Source organism: Mesorhizobium sp. M1273, assembly GCF_040318195.1.
GTDB lineage: Bacteria > Pseudomonadota > Alphaproteobacteria > Rhizobiales > Rhizobiaceae > Mesorhizobium.
In genome coordinates this window covers 110,471-127,225 of record NZ_JAMYLV010000008.1, presented here as the reverse complement: position 1 = coordinate 127,225, position 16,755 = coordinate 110,471, and the positions used below count along the sequence as shown (strand labels likewise).

The 16,755-nt window shown below is 63.6% G+C and carries 16 protein-coding genes and 1 tRNA gene; 7 read left to right on the top strand and 10 right to left on the bottom strand.

Annotated features, from left to right (window positions below; genetic code table 11):
- The first annotated feature begins 28 nt into the window (after positions 1 to 28).
- On the top strand, positions 29 to 1,402 hold the full coding sequence (locus NKH30_RS11665; protein WP_352995512.1) for a cytochrome P450: 1,374 nt from the start codon (positions 29 to 31) through the stop codon (positions 1,400 to 1,402).
- Positions 1,403 to 1,423: 21 nt separating this feature from the next.
- Here the strand turns inward: NKH30_RS11665 and NKH30_RS11660 are convergent, their stop codons facing one another.
- A complete protein-coding gene (locus NKH30_RS11660; protein ID WP_352995509.1) occupies positions 1,424 to 2,398 on the bottom strand; it encodes a complex I NDUFA9 subunit family protein in 975 nt (324 codons plus the stop codon).
- 245 nt (positions 2,399 to 2,643) lie between these two features.
- Between NKH30_RS11660 and NKH30_RS11655 the strand changes: the two genes are divergently transcribed.
- Positions 2,644 to 2,916, top strand: a complete 273-nt coding sequence (locus tag NKH30_RS11655) for a hypothetical protein (RefSeq protein WP_352454720.1) — start codon at positions 2,644 to 2,646, stop codon at positions 2,914 to 2,916.
- Between the two features lie 57 nt (positions 2,917 to 2,973).
- On the opposite strand, the gene NKH30_RS11650 is transcribed toward NKH30_RS11655, so the two are convergent.
- From NKH30_RS11650 to NKH30_RS11630, 5 genes are all read right to left on the bottom strand, one after another.
- The gene (locus tag NKH30_RS11650) at positions 2,974 to 3,972 is read right to left on the bottom strand and encodes an Ldh family oxidoreductase (RefSeq protein WP_352813856.1); all 999 of its coding nucleotides are present in this window, start codon (positions 3,970 to 3,972) and stop codon (positions 2,974 to 2,976) included.
- 97 nt (positions 3,973 to 4,069) lie between these two features.
- Positions 4,070 to 4,879, bottom strand: coding sequence for an ABC transporter permease (locus tag NKH30_RS11645; RefSeq protein WP_352995575.1), 810 nt, complete (start codon positions 4,877 to 4,879; stop codon positions 4,070 to 4,072).
- A 14-nt stretch (positions 4,880 to 4,893) separates the two neighbouring features.
- Positions 4,894 to 5,559, bottom strand: coding sequence for an ABC transporter permease (locus tag NKH30_RS11640; protein ID WP_352578586.1), 666 nt, complete (start codon positions 5,557 to 5,559; stop codon positions 4,894 to 4,896).
- Positions 5,560 to 5,771: 212 nt separating this feature from the next.
- Entirely contained in the window at positions 5,772 to 6,566 is a 795-nt protein-coding gene (locus NKH30_RS11635) for a transporter substrate-binding domain-containing protein (RefSeq protein ID WP_352849765.1), read from the bottom strand.
- Positions 6,567 to 6,616: 50 nt separating this feature from the next.
- Complete coding sequence (locus tag NKH30_RS11630; RefSeq protein ID WP_023676274.1) at positions 6,617 to 7,426, bottom strand: ABC transporter ATP-binding protein; 810 nt, start codon at positions 7,424 to 7,426, stop codon at positions 6,617 to 6,619.
- A gap of 218 nt (positions 7,427 to 7,644) precedes the next feature.
- Here NKH30_RS11630 and NKH30_RS11625 point away from each other — a divergent pair, with 218 nt between their 5' ends.
- The 3 genes from NKH30_RS11625 to NKH30_RS11615 are packed head-to-tail and all read left to right on the top strand — an operon-like array spanning position 7,645 to position 10,835.
- On the top strand, positions 7,645 to 8,493 hold the full coding sequence (locus tag NKH30_RS11625; RefSeq protein WP_352743990.1) for a dimethylarginine dimethylaminohydrolase family protein: 849 nt from the start codon (positions 7,645 to 7,647) through the stop codon (positions 8,491 to 8,493).
- The gene (locus NKH30_RS11620) at positions 8,490 to 10,070 is read left to right on the top strand and encodes a 5-guanidino-2-oxopentanoate decarboxylase (RefSeq protein WP_352743809.1); all 1,581 of its coding nucleotides are present in this window, start codon (positions 8,490 to 8,492) and stop codon (positions 10,068 to 10,070) included. Before NKH30_RS11625 ends, NKH30_RS11620 begins: the two co-directional genes overlap by 4 nt.
- A 57-nt stretch (positions 10,071 to 10,127) precedes the next feature.
- Complete coding sequence (locus NKH30_RS11615) at positions 10,128 to 10,835, top strand: SDR family NAD(P)-dependent oxidoreductase (RefSeq protein ID WP_352453685.1); 708 nt, start codon at positions 10,128 to 10,130, stop codon at positions 10,833 to 10,835.
- Between the two features lie 104 nt (positions 10,836 to 10,939).
- On the opposite strand, the gene rpsA is transcribed toward NKH30_RS11615, so the two are convergent.
- The 3 genes from rpsA to aroA form a co-directional block, all read right to left on the bottom strand.
- Positions 10,940 to 12,637: a 30S ribosomal protein S1 gene (gene rpsA, locus NKH30_RS11610; protein WP_023676278.1), complete on the bottom strand. Its 1,698-nt coding sequence runs from the start codon at positions 12,635 to 12,637 to the stop codon at positions 10,940 to 10,942.
- Positions 12,638 to 12,842: 205 nt separating this feature from the next.
- Positions 12,843 to 13,493 (bottom strand): (d)CMP kinase, encoded by a 651-nt coding sequence (gene cmk, locus NKH30_RS11605; RefSeq protein ID WP_352995505.1) that lies wholly within the window; start codon positions 13,491 to 13,493, stop codon positions 12,843 to 12,845.
- A 273-nt stretch (positions 13,494 to 13,766) separates the two neighbouring features.
- Entirely contained in the window at positions 13,767 to 15,125 is a 1,359-nt protein-coding gene (gene aroA / locus NKH30_RS11600) for a 3-phosphoshikimate 1-carboxyvinyltransferase (RefSeq protein ID WP_352995502.1), read from the bottom strand.
- A 194-nt stretch (positions 15,126 to 15,319) separates the two neighbouring features.
- Here aroA and NKH30_RS11595 point away from each other — a divergent pair, with 194 nt between their 5' ends.
- Both NKH30_RS11595 and NKH30_RS11590 read left to right on the top strand, forming a co-directional pair.
- Positions 15,320 to 15,709: a TIGR02300 family protein gene (locus tag NKH30_RS11595; protein ID WP_023676282.1), complete on the top strand. Its 390-nt coding sequence runs from the start codon at positions 15,320 to 15,322 to the stop codon at positions 15,707 to 15,709.
- A 163-nt stretch (positions 15,710 to 15,872) separates the two neighbouring features.
- Positions 15,873 to 15,948, top strand: a tRNA-Ala gene (locus NKH30_RS11590).
- Positions 15,949 to 16,177: 229 nt separating this feature from the next.
- Here the strand turns inward: NKH30_RS11590 and NKH30_RS11585 are convergent.
- A complete protein-coding gene (locus NKH30_RS11585; protein ID WP_352469899.1) occupies positions 16,178 to 16,726 on the bottom strand; it encodes a hypothetical protein in 549 nt (182 codons plus the stop codon).
- Positions 16,727 to 16,755 lie beyond the last annotated feature (29 nt).

Here is a 16,755-nt window from a genome sequence, read left to right as displayed (position 1 = left end):
CTACATTGAGGTGTCAGCGGAGCAAGCCATGGACAGTCAGCCCGTCCCCTTCGTCCCGCCGGCGCCGAAGCCGCGCACCGCGCCGCCTTCAACGCTGGAGATGATCCGCATCGTCTACCGCAATCCGCTCGAACTGTGGGGTGAGGCGACCTACAACGAGCCCTGGATTTCGGTGAACGGCGTCGGGGGACCGCTGGTCATCGCCAACGATCCCGGCCTCATCCGCCATGTGCTTGTCGACAACGCCAAGAACTACAAGATGGCCACGGTGCGCCAGTTGATCCTGCGGCCGATCTTGCGCGACGGGCTGCTGACCGCCGAGGGCGAAGTGTGGCGGCGTTCGCGCAAGGCCATGGCGCCGGTGTTCACGCCGCGCCATATCTTCGGTTTTGCCGAGCCGATGCTGAGGCGCACGCGGGAGTTCGTCACGCGCTACGAGGGCGGCGGCACGTTCGACATCGCTCACGACATGACGCTGCTTACCTTTGACATCCTGGCCGAGACGCTGTTTTCCGGTGAGATTTCAGGCGAGCCGGGCAGCTTTGCCAAGGAGATCGACCGCCTGTTCGAGACCATGGGTCGGGTCGATCCGCTCGACCTGTTGCGGGCACCCGATTGGCTGCCGCGTCTGACCCGCATCCGCGGCCGCAAGACCATGGCCTACTTCCGCAAGATCGTCACCGACACGGTGCAGATGCGCGAGGCGCGGTTGAAGCGTGATCCGGACACGGTGCCGCAGGATTTTCTCACGCTGCTGTTGAAAGCGGAGGGACCGGGCGGGCTGACCCGGGCCGAGGTCGAGGACAACATCATCACCTTTATCGGCGCCGGCCACGAGACTACGGCCAGGGCGCTCGGCTGGACGCTCTACTGCCTTGCCGAAGCGCCGTGGGAGCGCGAAAAGATCGAGCACGAGATCGATGCGGTGCTGGCGCGTGAGCCCGACCCGACGAAATGGCTCGACGCCATGCCGCTCACCCGTGCCGCCTTCGAAGAGGCGCTCAGGCTCTATCCGCCGGCGCCGTCGATCAACCGCGAACCGATCGAGCCCGAAACCTGGAACGGCCTCTACATACCGCGACGTGCTGCGGTGCTGGTGATGCCGTGGGTCGTCCACCGCCATCGGAAATTGTGGGACCGGCCGGACGCTTTCATGCCGGAACGCTTCCATCCGGGAAACCGCGAAAAGATCGATCGTTTCCAGTATTTGCCGTTCGGCGCCGGCCCCCGCGTCTGCATCGGCGCCAGCTTCGCCATGCAGGAGGCAATCATCGCGTTGGCGATCATGCTGTCACGCTACCGTTTCGACGCCACCGCGGAAACCCGCCCCTGGCCGGTGCAGAAGCTGACGACGCAGCCGCAAGGCGGCCTGCCGATGCAGGTCACCCGGCGCGCCTCGTAGGCAACCGGACGTCCGTTCGTATTATGCGGCGGACTTGCGTTGGAACTGGCCGGCGGCGCGGTAGCGCCAGAGATAGCTGGGCAGGATGGTTCCGATCGACCGTGGCTGGATCCCGAGGCCGGCGAGCGTCCGGTTGTCCTTGACGGCGGCTTCCGACACGACATTGTGCTGGCGCAACAGCAGGACCTGGTCCTTGGTCAACAACGGATTGGGCAACAGCCCGAGAATTGATGCCTGGAGGTTCGCCAGCCACCATGGCACGGGCAGCAAAAACCGCTTGCGTTCGATGATGATAAGCAGCTGTTGCATGCATTCCTTGAAGGTAAGCACTTGCGGCCCGCCGAGTTCATATATCCGGCCGCCGTGGACCTTGCCGTCGACCGAATGCGCCACCGCTTCGGCGACGTCGCCGACATAGACCGGCTGGAATTTCGTCTGCCCGCCGCCGATCAGCGGCAGCACCGGGGAAAAGCGGGCCATGTTGGCAAAGCGGTTGAAGAAACCGTCCTCTGGCCCGAAATTGATCGATGGCCGCAAGATCACGGCGTCTTGGACCGTCTCCAGAACGGCCTTTTCGCCGAGCGCCTTGGTACGCGCGTAGTCCGATTGCGCGTGGAGATCCGCTCCCAGAGCCGAGATGTGGGTGAGGCCGGCGCCGACGGCGCGCGCCGCTTCAGCGACAGCCCGCGCGCCGAACTCGTGGACGGCAGTGAATTTCTGCCGGCCGGCCTCATGCGCGATCGCCACCAGATTGACGACATGGTCCGCGCCTTGCACGGCGCGGTCGACCGACCAGCGCACCCGGACATTGGCTTGCACCGGCTGGATCTGCCCGACATTGCCGAGCGGCTGCAGGTGGCCGGCGAGATCGGGCCGACGGCAGGCAACCCGGATGCGGTAGCCGCGCTTGGCCAGCGCCCGCACGACATGACGACCGACAAAGCCGGAGCCGCCGAACACGACGACGAGCTTTGGGGTCTGCAGGATTTCGGTCATGGCTGGCTCCGGCGGGCTATCCAGATGGTTTGGTTTGAAGCCGTTTCATAGTCGGTTTCGCGCCAAAGGCAAAGGGTGACCATCGGTCGCCCGGCATTGTTGAAGCATGATTTCCAGTATCCGTTGGAAACGGCAGAAAACCCGCCGACGCCGGGCTTTAGGGTAACTCCATTCGGGACAGGAACCTTTGTTCCGGCCGGCGATTTTAGGATGTATGGTTTGATTCCGAATGGAGGATATTGCCGATGACGACAAAACGCGTTGCGATCTTCGCTCTGGCTTTCGCAACAGGCTGCAGCATTGGTGCCTCGGCATTCGCGGCAAACCGGCATCACCACCAAGCTCAACCCGAACGCTACGTTCCGGCCAACGGCAACATCATCGACATTCTGTTCGGTGGCCCGCGCTACTATGACAACCACCTGTTCACGACGGCCGCCGAACCCTGCTCCTACAACAGGGTAGGGCCGGACGCGAATGCGGCGAACGTCATCAACGATCATTATTGCGGGAAGTAGGCTCGCGCTGCCGGATCGGCAGGCGTTCTCAGCCGCTCATCGGACAAACGAATTTCTTCAGGACGAATAGCGGGCGGCGAATTCGGAAATGCGCTGCACCACGGCTTTCGGCGCGCTTATGCCGCGCGCCGCCGCCTTCTCCGCGGCCTCGGCCCGGGCACGCCCCGGCACATGCACGCCATAGCGCCGCCGCAGCCGGTCGAGTTGATCCTTCATCCGCTTTTCGAAGTCCGGATCGAGCAGCTTGGGCTCGACGGCAAGCACGAACAGGCCGGTCCCCGGACTGTCCGGCCCGCCGCTGAACCATGGCGCATCGAGCGACCAGTTGGCGCCCGACAGGCCCGCAGCCAGCACCTCGACCATCAGCGCGATGTTGGCGCCGCGCTGGCCGCCGAAGGCAAGCATGGCGCCCTTCATTGCAGCTGCCGGGTCCGTGGTCGGATTGCCGCTCGCATCCAGTGCCCAGCCTTCGGGTATCTTCTTGCCGTCCTCGGCCGCCTTGCGGATGTTGACGAAGGCGGTGGCGCTCGACGATTGGTCGATGACCAGCGCCGCCCCGTCGGCGGGTGCCGCAAAGGACATCGGGTTGGTGCAGTAGACCGGCTTGACCGAGCCCGAGCCGGCAAGCACGGCCGGGCCGTTGGTGGCGGCGAACGACACCAATCCCTGCGCGGCCAGCCTTCCGGTGAAATAGCCGAGCGCGCCGCACGTATAGGCATTCTTCTGCGAAAAAATCGCGACGCCGAACAGCCGCGCCGCCTTGGCGAGTTCATCGATCGTGCGGTCGAAACCGGTATGCGCCAGTCCGCCGCGCGCATCGGAGAGATAGACCGCGAGCGCCGGCCTGGTGATCACCGGATCGGCGTTGCCGTCGATGCGGCCGGCTTCCAGCGCTTCGAGATAATCGATGAAGTGCGACAGCCCAACGGTCGACAGTCCTTCCGCCTCGGCCGCGACGATCGAGGCAGCCAGCGACTGCGCCGCCTCTTCGTTGGCGCCAGCGCCAAGTGCGGCCATCCGGCACAGCCCTGTCGCCTGGTCGAGACTGAGTTGCATTGTGATTGCCATGAATATCTGAGGGAATGGGTGAATGGTGAGTGGGATTTAGCCGGAAACACTACGGGCTACTCACTACTGACCATTCACCATTCACCTAACCAATCTTGTTCGGAATCCGCGCCTCGATCTTGCCCAGGGTGAAGACGAGGATGCCGGTGATCGCCATATAGATCAACGCCAGGAGCAGCAAGGGTTCATAGGTGAGGTAGGTATCCTGACGCACCTTTGAAGAGACGGCGAATATGTCGATCACGCTGATGGTCGCCACCAGCGGCGTCGATTTCAGCTGCAGCACGATTTCGCCCGTCAGTGTCGGCAGCGCGCGGTAGAAGGCCTGCGGCAGCCAGATTCGCCGGAAAATCCTCCACCGGCTCATGCCGAAGGCGCGGGCGGCTTCCAATTGGCCTTTCGGTACGCCGGCAAAAGCGCCTCGCATCACCTCGCCCTCATAGCCGGCGAAGGACAGCGTCAGCCCGAGCACGCCATAGGGCCATGCCTGCCTCAGATAGGGCCACATCCAGGACTCGCGAATCCATGGATATTGTGGAAACAGCGAGCCCAGCCCGTAATAGAGCAACCAGAGCTGCAGCAGCAGCGGCGTTCCCCTGATGACCGTGCAGAAGGCCTTGGCGGGCGCCGCGAACCAGAAAGAGCCTGCGGCTTGTGCCAGTCCGAGCGGCATGGCGAGCAGGAAGCCCAGCGTGCAGGTGACGGCAAGAATCCACAGCGCGCGCCAGATGCCGAGCAATCCCATCCCGTAATATTTCGGCAGCCAGTCCCAGCGCATGAAGACGGCCGCCGCCAAAACCAGTCCCAGCGCGATCAGGATCAGCACGATACGATGCGGCTTCAGCCACAGCGAAGCGCGTGCGGCTATCACGACGGCCGCCGCTTCGCCAGTCATCGCGGGGTCAGCCATCACCGGGCCTCCTTGAGCGACGGCATGCCGCGGCGGGCCCATGTCTCGATACGGCCGATGATCAGATTCGAAACCAGCGTCAACAGAAGGTAGATCGCGCCGGCGGCGATAAAGAATGTCAGATAGGCTTTGGTGACGCCGGCCGCCTGCCGTGTCGCCAATGTCAGCTCGAAAAAGCCGACGACCGCCAGCAGGGCTGTGTCCTTGGTGGCGATCAGCCAGAGATTGGCAAGGCCGGGTATGGCGAACGGCAGCATCGCCGGCAGCGTGATGCGCCGCAGCAGCAGGCCGGGAGACATGCCATAGGCGCGCGCGGCTTCGATCTGGCCCTGCGGAATGGCAAGGATCGCGCCGCGGATCACCTCGGTCGAATAGGCGCCCTGGACGAAGCCGAGCACGGCAATGCCGGCCGCCAGCCCGCTAATGTCCATGCGCTGATAGCCCATTGCCGTCAGCATCTGATTGATCAGGTCGGTACCGGCGTAATAGAGCAGAAGGATCAGCACCAGCTCCGGCACGGCGCGCACGACGGTCGTATAGACTGCCAGGAGATCGCGCACCACCGGACCACCATATAGCTTGCCGGAGGCGCCGCCGATGCCGATCAAAAGGCCGAGACCGGTGGCGCCGACCGCGATCTCGATCGTATGGAGCAGCCCGACGATGAGCGTTCCACCCCAGCCCGGCGGCACGGGCGAGAGAAGCGCGATGGCAGAGGCAGCCCAAGTCGGAACAAATGCGTCGATCAGCGTCGCCCTCGAATTGCTGGCGCTAAAACCGCCAGCGATCTCCGCCCGCGGAAGCTCGCGTCGATGTATTTCGACGAACCACGCGGCTCTATCGGGGCCGCGTGGTTAATCGCTCATGGATGAGGCCGTCAGTTCGACTGCGTGTCGGCACCGTAAATGTCGAAGTCGAAGTACTTCTTCGAAATCTCGTCATATTTGCCGTTGGCGCGGATGGCCTTGATGCCGGCGTTGATCTTTTCCTTCAACTCGGTGTCTTCCTTGCGGACGCCGGCGCCGACGCCGGGCCCGAGAATGGCCAGATCCGGCGCGACCATGCCTTTCAGATCGCAGCATTGCTTGCCCTGGTCCGATTTCAGGAAGGCGTCGAGGGCGATGGAATCGGCCTGCACCGCGTCGACCCGGCCGGCGGCAAGATCCTGGTTGGCCTCGTCCTGGGTCTGGTATTCCTTGATTTCCGCCGCGTCGGCGAAGTGCTTCTTGGCGTAGTCGGCGTGTACGGTCGAGACCTGGACGCCGATGATCTTGCCCTTGAGGTCCTCCGGTGTCGAGCCGAACTTCTGGTCCTTCGGCCCGATGATCGCAGTCGGGGTGTTGTAATATTTGTCGGAGAAGTCGATCGTCTTCTTGCGTTCGTCGGTGATCGACATCGAGCTGGCGATGACGTCGATCTTCTTGGTCGTCAACGCCGGGATGATGCCGTCCCAGGCGACCGGCGTGATGACGCAGTCGAGCTTCTCTTCGGTGCAGACAGCGTCGATGAATTCGATTTCCCAACCGACCCATTTGCCGGAAGCATCCGGCGAGGTGAACGGCGGATAGGGCTCGGCAGCGACACCGATCTTGACCGGATCGGCCTTGGCCACGCCCACGGCGGCAACGCCAAGCAGCAGCGCTGCCGCAAAGGTCTTGAGAATAATCTTCATCGTCATGACTCCCAGTTTGTTGTTGTTCCCGGTTTTCGTCCGCCCACGGTTTAACTGATGTTGCGGATGAACTGCTTCAGCCTTTCGGATTTTGGTGCGCCGAAGATCTGTTCCGGCGGCCCTTCTTCCTCGACCAGCCCGTTGTGGAGGTAGACGACATGCGTCGCGACCTCGCGGGCAAACTTCATCTCATGGGTGACCAGCACCATGGTGCGGCCTTCGCGCGCCAGGTCGCCGATCACCTTCAGCACCTCGCCGACGAGTTCCGGGTCGAGCGCCGAAGTCGGCTCATCGAACAGCATGACGCGCGGATTGATGGCCAGCGCCCTGGCGATCGCGGCGCGCTGCTGTTGGCCGCCCGACAGATAGGCAGGATAGACGTCGCGTTTTTCGGCCAGGCCAACGCGGGCGAGCAATTTTTCCGCCTCGCCGATCGCCACATCGCGCTTGACGCCGAGCACATGCACGGGAACCTCGATGACGTTCTCGATCAACGTCATGTGGCTCCACAGATTGAAGTTCTGGAAGACCATGCCAAGCTTGGAGCGGATGCGTTCGATCTGCTTGCGGTCTGCGGGCACGGTGTGGCCGTAGCTGTCGGCCTTCAGCTTTATCTCTTCGCCATTGACCCGGATAATGCCGCTGGTCGGGTTCTCCAGGCAGTTGATGCAGCGCAGCAGCGTCGATTTGCCCGAGCCGCTGCCGCCGATGATGGCGATCACCTCGCCGTCGCGCGCTGACAGCGAAACGCCCTTCAGTACGTGCAGCTTGCCGAAATTCTTGTGCAGGTTCTCGACGTGGATGGCTTCGGCGGCGCCGTTCTGCGCCGTATGCTTCAGGGCGGTGGCCGGCGCTGTCATCGTCGCGGCGCCCCGCGGAGCAGCCGAGGCAGTGGTTGCTGGAATTTTTTACCCATTACCCGTCACTGGACAGCGTTCCGATTCTCAAGATGGACCGTTCCGCTTGTCTCCGTCAACCGCAGTTTTTTGGACCATTGATCACCGCCTGCCGAGTGGCTATTGGCAGGAGGGGCGCGTTTCAGGAGAATTTAGTGGGCAAAGCATACGGGTCGCAGTCGATGGCCGGGACGCTGCAGCGCGTGCTGATGCGCTCCGCTGCCGGCGCCATGCGTCGGGCCGAAGCGCTGGAGTGGCACTATGGCCCCGGCTTCAATCCGCAAAAAGCGGCGGTCCAGCATGATGCGCTGGCCAGGCTGATTTCGGCCTCAGGCGCTGAGATCGAATGGCTGAGTGACGCCGACGACGGGCTTGCCGATTCGGTTTTTACCCACGATCCCTCGCTGATGACCGACCATGGCGCGGTCATCCTTGCCATGGGCAAGGCGCTGCGCCGGCCCGAGCCCAGCCTCCACGAGGCAGCCTATGGGCGCATGGGCATCCCCGTCCTCGGCCGAATCGAGGCTCCCGGCCAGGTCGAGGGCGGCGACTGCGTGTGGGTGGATGCAAACACGCTGGCCATCGGCCGCGGCGTGCGCACCAATCAGCACGGCATCCAGCAGCTCTCCAACCTGCTTTCGCCCAAGGGCATCCAGGTCTATGGCTTCGACCTGCCGCTCTGGCAGGGCGAGGAGGCCTGCCTGCACCTGATGTCGGTGATCAGCCCGCTCGCCGACGATCTGGCGCTGGTCTATGCGCCCCTCCTGCCGGTCGCCTTCCATCAGATGCTGCGCGAACGTGGCATTCGGCTGGTCGACGGCGATGCCGACGAATTCTTCGCCTCGAATGGGCTCAGCCTCAATGTCCTGCCGACCGCGCCGCGCCAGGTTATCGCCGTTGCCGGTTTTCCGAAGACGGCGGCTGCCATGCAGGCCGCTGGCTGTACGGTCTCGACATTCGAGGCCGATGCGCTGTGCATTGCCTGCGAGGGCGGCCCGACCTGCCTCACACGCCCGGTGCTAAGACAATGACGACCATTGGCGAAGCGCTCATCACCTTGCTCGAAGCGCACGGCGTCGACATCGTCTTCGGCATCCCCGGCGTGCACACGGTCGAGCTCTACCGCGGGCTGGCGCGGTCGAAGATCCGTCACATCACGCCGCGCCACGAGCAGGGCGCCGGCTTCATGGCTGACGGCTATGCGCGCGCCAGCGGCAGGCCGGGTATCGCTTTCGTCATCACCGGGCCGGGGCTGACCAACACCATCACCGCCATGGGCCAGGCGCGCGCCGATTCGGTGCCGATGCTGGTAATCTCGGGCGTCAACGCCACACCGACGCTGGGCAAAGGCCTTGGCCATCTGCATGAACTGCCGGACCAGCGCGGCATGATGGAGAAGGTGGCGCTGTTTTCGCACCGTGTCACCGAGGCCGGCGAACTGCCCGGCGTGCTCGCCCGCGCCTTTGCGCTGTTCTCATCCTCGCGTCCGGGTCCGGTGCACATCGAGATCCCGACCGATGTCATGAGCCTGCCTGCCAACGGCATCGTGCCGCTGCTGCGGAGTTCAGCGCCGCCCGAGCCGGATGTGGCGGCGATTGCCGAGGCGGCAAGGCTATGCGCGTCTGCCCGCCGGCCGCTTATCCTGGCCGGCGGCGGCGCCAAAGCGGCCGAAGCGCCGTTGCAGCACCTGGCCGAGAGGCTGGGAGCGCCGGTCGTCCAGACCGCCAATGCGCGCGGCCTGCTCTATCGTCATCCACTTGGCGTGCCGGCCAGCCCCAGCCTGAAGGCGGTGCGTGCGCTGATCGCCGATGCCGACCTGGTCATTGCCGCCGGCACCGAATTCGGTCCGACCGACTATGATGGCTATGGCGACGGCGGTTTTGTCCTGCCCGCCAACCTGATCCGCATCGACATCGGCGCCGACCAGCTTGCCCGCCGGCCTGCGCGGATTTCGATCCAGGCCGATTGCGGAGCGGCGCTCAAGGCGCTGCTTGCCGAAATCGGCACGCACGAGACGCCATTGGATGATGGTTCAGCCCGCGCCGCCGCGACGCGGCAGGCGGCCTTTGCCGAGATCGGCCCGGCCATGCAGGCGCAATTGCGAGCCGTCGAGACGATCCGCGATGCGCTGCCTGGCGCGATCATCGTCGGCGATTCGACCCAGCCGGTCTACGCCGCCAACCTCTATTACGATCACGACCGGCCGGGCGGCTGGTTCAACGCGGCCACCGGCTTCGGCGCGCTCGGCTATGGCCCGCCGGCGGCGATCGGTGCCGTCCTTGCCAGGCCTGAGGCGCCGGTCGTTTGCCTCACCGGCGACGGCGGCTTCCAGTTCACCCTGCCGGAACTGGGCGCCGCGCTCGACGCGGCGGCGCCGGTGATCTTCGCCGTCTGGAACAATCGTGGCTACCGCGAGATCGAAACCTCGATGCTCGACGTCGGCGTCGAGCCGGTCGGCGTCTCCCCGGCACCGCCGGATTTCTGCAAATTGGCCGAAGCCTACGGCATTGCCGCCGAGCGGATTTCTGGCACTGGCGGCTTGGCGGACGCGCTCGGGCGCGCGCGGGCGACTGGACGACCTTACGTCATCGAGATTTCGGTTGAGTGATCGCGCGAAAGGCGCGACCTTCCGCATCGGCGGCGCGCAATGACGGAGCGGTCGAATATGACGGAAACACTGGACGGCAGACATATCGTGGTGACCGGCGGCACCGGTGCCCTTGGCGGCGCGGTCGTAGGAAAACTGCTGGAGCAGGGCGCGATCTGCCATGTGCCCAATGCCCACGCTGCCGCGCCTGCGCATTTTCCCTTTCCGGCGCATGACCGCGTCAGGCTGGCGCACAATGTCGACCTTGCCGACCCTGCCAAGGTCGACGCCTTCTATGCCAGCGTTCCGAATTTATGGGCATCGGTGCATCTGGCCGGCGGCTTCACCGCCGCGCCGGTCGAGAAGATCGAGCCCGCCTCCTTCGCCGAGATGATGGACACCAATGCCCGCACCACCTTCCTGTGCTGCCGCGCGGCGATACGCTCGATGCTGGAATCTTCCGTGCCGGGCCGCATCGTCAATGTCACCGCGCGAGCCGGGCTCGATCCGCGGCGCGGCTCCGGCAAGGTGGCCTACGCCGCCGCCAAGGCGGCAGTCGCCGCGATGACCGTGGCGATAGCCGAAGAGCTGAAGGGCAACGGCATCCTGGTCAACGCCGTGGCGCCCTCGACGCTCGACACGCCGGCCAACCGGGCTGACATGCCGAACGCAGATTTCAGCAGATGGGTCAGCCTTGAAGCGGCCGCCGAGGCCATTGCCTATCTCGCCTCGCCGGCCAACATGGCGATCAGCGGCACGCTGGTGCCACTCTACGGCCGGGCCTGAGCCTGCGGTCCGTCGCAAGCAAAAGGTCACAAGCAAAAGCCCCGCCGGATCGTTCCGGCGGGGCTTTTGTTTCGTTTATAACCCGCGCGAGGCGCGGTGTTGGCTTAGCTGCCCTGCTTCTTCAGCGCGGCACCCAAAATATCGCCCAGCGAAGCGCCGGAGTCGGTCGAACCGTATTGGGCGACCGCTTCCTTCTCTTCGGCGATTTCCAGGGCCTTGATCGAGACCTGCAGCTTGCGGGTCTTCTTGTCGAAGGCGATGACACGGGCGTCGACTTTCTGGCCGACGGTGAAGCGCTCGGGGCGCTGCTCGTCGCGGTCACGGCTGAGATCGGAGCGCTTGATGAAGGTCTCGATGCCGCTGTCGACCAGCCGCACTTCCAGACCGCCATCCTTCACGCCGATAACCTCGCAGGTGACGACTGCGTTCTTGCGCAGTTCGCCTGACGTCGCTGCTTCGCCGACCGTGTCCTTGGCCAGCTGCTTGATGCCGAGCGAGATGCGCTCCTTGTCTATGTCGACGTCGAGCACCTGCGCCTTGACCATGTCGCCGCGATTGTACTCTTCGATCACCTGCTCGCCCGGACGGGTCCAGTCGAGGTCGGAAAGGTGGACCATGCCGTCGACGTCGCCTTCGAGGCCGATGAACAGGCCGAACTCGGTCTTGTTCTTGACCTCGCCCTCAACCTGGCTGCCGACCGGGTGGCTGCGCGCGAAGGCCTCCCACGGGTTCTCCAGCGTCTGCTTGAGGCCGAGCGAGATGCGGCGCTTGGCCGGATCGACTTCGAGCACCACCACGTCGACTTCCTGCGTCGTCGACAGGATCTTGCCGGGATGCACGTTCTTCTTGGTCCACGACATTTCCGAAACGTGGATGAGGCCTTCGATGCCCGGCTCCAGCTCGACGAACGCGCCGTAGTCGGTGATGTTGGTGACGGTACCCTTGATCTTCTTGCCGATCGGGAACTTGGTGCCGATCTCGGACCACGGATCGCTCTCGAGCTGCTTCATGCCGAGCGAGATGCGGTGGGTTTCCTGGTTGATGCGGATGATCTGCACCTTGACCGTCTGGCCAATATTGAGGATTTCGGTCGGATGGTTGACGCGGCGCCATGCCATGTCGGTGACGTGCAGAAGGCCGTCGATGCCGCCGAGGTCGACGAACGCACCATAGTCGGTGATGTTCTTGACGACGCCTTCGACCACCTGGCCTTCTTCGAGGTTCTGCACGATTTCCGAACGCTGTTCGGCGCGGCTTTCCTCGAGCACGGTGCGGCGCGACACCACGATGTTGCCGCGGCGGCGATCCATCTTGAGGATCTCGAAGGGCTGCGGGTTGTGCATCAGCGGCGAGACGTCGCGGATCGGGCGGATGTCGACCTGGCTGCGCGGCAGGAAGGCCACGGCACCGTCGAGGTCGACGGTGAAGCCGCCCTTGACCTGGTTGAAGATGACGCCTTCGACGCGTTCGCCCTTGGTGAACTTCTCTTCGAGACGGACCCAGCTCTCTTCGCGGCGGGCCTTTTCGCGCGACAGCATGGCTTCGCCAAGCGCGTTCTCGATACGCTCGACATAGACCTCGACCGTGTCGCCGACCTTGAGCGTCGTGTCCTTGCCCTTGACGCCGAATTCCTTCAGCGGCACGCGGCCTTCGACCTTGAGGCCGACGTCGATGATGGCCATGTCCTTCTCAATGGCGGTGATGATGCCCTTGACGACCTGGCCTTCGCCGGAATGGCCGGCGGAAAATGATTCTTCGAGCAGGCTCGCGAAATCATCGCGAGTGGGATTTGCAACTGACATAGTTTCTCCTGGAATGCCCCGCAATCTGTCGCGGGGCGGGCGCCGTGGGTTAGCGTTGCGTTGGCCTGCCAGCGTTCCGGGCAAAAAGCCCTTGGCCGCCCTTGAGCGGCAATTCCGGCGCATGAAGAATGCTGGCAGGCTGGTTCATACCCGATATGGGAAGTCTTTTTGTCGCCGGCAATCGGCGGCGGCAGGAAAACCCGGCTCAGGCTTCGTTTCTCTTGGCCAGGACATCGTCGATGATCGCCTGAGCTGCCAGAAACGCGGCTTCTATAGCCATTTCCGACGTGTCGAGCAAGTGCGCATCGGCGGCCGGCTTCAAGGGCGAGTCCATGCGGCCCATATCGCGCTCGTCGCGGCGCACGATATCGGCAAGGATTTCGTCGAAATTGGCAGTGCCGCCGATGCTCTCGATTTCATCCAGCCGCCGCTTTGCCCGCACCTCGGCACTTGCCGTGACATAGAGTTTTACGTCGGCATCGGGACAGACGACGGTGCCGATGTCGCGGCCGTCGAGCACCGCGCCAGGCGGTGTTCTTGCGAAGTCACGCTGTTTCTCGACCAGGATGCGCCGCACCGACGGGATCACTGCCACTTTCGAAGCCGCCTCGCCAACGGCGTGTGCCGAAAGCACTGCGCGGTCGAGCTTTGCCAGATCGACCTGCCGGGCCGCGGTTTCAGCGGCCGAAACATTGTCGAGCGGCAGGCCGAGCCGGAGCAGCGCATGCGCCACCGCGCGATAGGTAAGGCCGGTGTCGAGCAGGTTCAGCCGGTAGTGATCGGCGAGTCGCCGAGCGAGGGTGCCTTTGCCGGCGCCGGCAGGTCCGTCGATGGCGATGGTGAAAGTTGAGGTCATTGGCCGCCCACCGGAATCGAAAAGCGCAATGATCCAGATAGGCGTGGCGATCCTTCGCGCCCCCCTCTGTCCTGCCGGACATCTCCCCCACTTGGGGGGAGATCGGCGGCCATCGCGGCTTTCGCCAATTGTCTACGTCGCAGGATTGAGCGGAGCGCCGAAGCTGCCAATCTCCCTCCTTGTGGGGGAGATGTCCGGCAGGACAGAGGGGGGCGCTGTCCCGCCGACGTTCCAGTTTGGCCCCAACCCCCAAGGCTATTGATTGCTATCAAGCTACTCGATCTCCGCCCCAAGCCCTTTCATCAGACCCATGAATTCCGGAAAGCTGGTCGCGATCATCGCCTGGTCGTCGATGGTCACGGGCTTTTCCGTCGCCAGCCCCATAACCAGAAAACTCATGGCGATGCGGTGGTCGAGATGGGTCTGGACGATGGTGCCCTGTCCGTTGGGATGCTGGCCGAGGCCCTTGCCGCCGGGTTTTCCGCGCACGACAAGCGAGGCCTCGCCTTCGCTGCAGTCCACGCCGTTGAGCTTCAGCCCTTCGGCCACTGCCGACAGACGGTCGGATTCCTTCACCCGAAGTTCTTCCAGCCCGAGCATCAGCGTCTCGCCCTCGGCGAAGCTGGCCGCCACGGCAAGCACCGGATACTCGTCGATCATGGTCGGCGCCCGTTCGGGCGGCACGGTGACGCCTTTCAGCTCGGAGTAACGCACGCGCAGATCGGCAACATCCTCGCCGCCTTCGTTGCGCGGCTCGATTATATCGATCCGGCCGCCCATTTCCTGCAGCGTCAACAGAAGTCCAGTGCGGGTCGGGTTCATCAGCACGTTTTCGATTGTAATGTCCGAACCCGGCACGATCAGCGCCGCCACCAGCGGAAAGCCGGCCGAGGAGGGGTCGCCAGGCACCGCGATCGTCTGCCCCATGAGCTTGCCCTGGCCTTCGATGAAAATGTGGCGCACGCCGCGCTCGTCGGTCTCGGCCGACAAATTGGCGCCGAACCCCTTGAGCATTTTTTCGGTATGGTCGCGCGTCATAACCGGCTCGATGACGGTGGTGATGCCCGGCGTGTTCAGCCCAGCCAGCAGCACCGCCGACTTGACCTGTGCCGATGCCATCGGCACGCGGTAGGTGATCGGAGCGGCGTGCTTGGGCCCGTGCAGCGTGATCGGCATGCGGTCGCCGGGCGTCGCCTTCAGCACCTGCACGCCCATCTGGCGGAGCGGCTCGAGCACCCGGCCCATCGGCCGGCCGGACAGCGAGGCGTCGCCGATGAAGGTGGTTTCCATGTCATAGGTGCCGACCAGGCCCATGGTGAGGCGTGAGCCGGTGCCGGCATTGCCGAAATCGAGCGGGCCTTCCGGCTGCAGCAGCGCGCCGTTGCCGGTACCGCGGATCACCCACTCAGCGCCATGCTTCTCGATATGGGCGCCCATGGCCTTCATGGCAGCGCCCGTACGCATCACATCCTCGCCTTCCAGCAGCCCGGTGATGCGGGTTTCGCCGGAGGCCAGGCCACCGAACATGAACGAGCGGTGCGAGATCGACTTGTCGCCCGGCACCCGTGCCGCGCCTGAAAGGCCAGATGATTTGCGGGCGGTGGCCTGCTTCGGGGCGGCAGTGTGCGACATGGTTCTTTCCTGGAAACGCCGGCGGCCGGCCATTTTCTGCTGGTTTGCGGGGTCTCCTATCATGGCGTGCCGAAATGGTCATCCCCTTGGTATGAAGGCCTTCGAATTCAAGCTTTTTGGGACGCCGGCTTTTCGCTTTGACAGCGCCGTAAACTCTGGTTAAGGGGACCAAACTTTCATCGACGAGGCTTGCTGTGGCAAAACCCGAACTTGGCACCAAACGCATCGACCCGGAGACAGGTCGAAAATTCTATGACTTGAACAAGGACCCGATCGTCTCGCCTTACACGGGCAAGAGCTATCCGCGCTCCTATTTCGAAGAAGGCAAGATCGCCGCCCTCGAGGAGGAAGAGGAAGTTGCCGAGAAGGAAGTGGACGCCGAGGAGGAAGAGGGCGTCGAGGTCGTCTCGCTCGAAGAGGCGGACGAGGACGCGAAGGCCGACGAGCTTCCCGATCTCGGCGATGACGAAGACGACGTTGACCTTGGCGATGACGAGGATGACACGTTCCTCGCCGACGAGGAGGAAGAAGACGACGACGTTGCCGACATGATCGGCGTCGGCGAAGACGACGACGAAGTCTGAGCGAACCGCATTCGCCGGCTTTCGCGGCGCTGCTTAGAAAAAGCGGTTCTTGAAGGCTTGATATTGACTGAAGGCGGGGTTAGAAGCCGCCTTCACTAACGGCGCGGTCTAGAACCCGCGCCGGATCTCTTCGCCGGAAACGGCGCCGGTGAACTGCCGGAGTGGGGCCATAGCTCAGTTGGGAGAGCGCTTGAATGGCATTCAAGAGGTCGTCGGTTCGATTCCGATTGGCTCCACCAGTTCTCTCCGCGAAAATCAGCAGAACGGCCGCCCCGCCCGCCGGGCTGGCCGCCGCCTATCGCAGAACCTAGCTGAGACTAGTTAATCGGCCGCCCGGCTTGGGCTCGCCGATCCATTCAGAAGTAATGAGCCCGTGCCCGGTCTGTGCATATTTCTGGCTGTGGTTTGAACCGCGAGCACCGGTCTGGACCAGGCCGCGGGCTGAAATGACCGCTGCGCAAAACTCCGTTACTTGTTGCAGTTCTGCATATCCGACGTCATAGCGCCGCTGGGTGTGTTGTTGTCGGTATCGCTGCCCGCCGTATCCTTGCAGCGATCCTCCATACCGTTTGTCTGCGGCGTGGTAGCGTTCGTTGCGTTCGGATCGATTGTGTTCGGGGTAGTTGCGCTGCCGGTCCCGGTGTTGCCGCCGGAAGTGCCTGTGTTGACGCCGGTATTGCCATCGGCGCTTCCGGTCCCGGAGCCCATGGATTGTGCCATGGCAGATGTGGCCAGGCCGATAGCAAGTAGGGATGCAGAGAGAATTTTCATCATCTTAGTGTCTCCATCGAGTTGCATCGCTGGATCGCGATCTATACCAACGAGAGTTTTTTCGAGATGTTCCGTTGGGCAGAAATATTGATCGATACAATCATTATGGATCTTTGTTGCTCGTCGTTTCGTGAATGCGGCTGCGAAATTCCTGCCGCATAGCGGCAATTTCGTCTGGAACCAAATCGAGCATGCCGCGTTCTTGCGCTTGCGGGGAGTTGTGTCGGCCGCAGGGGACAGTTTCACCGGGACATTCAAGAAATCCGTGAGCTGGG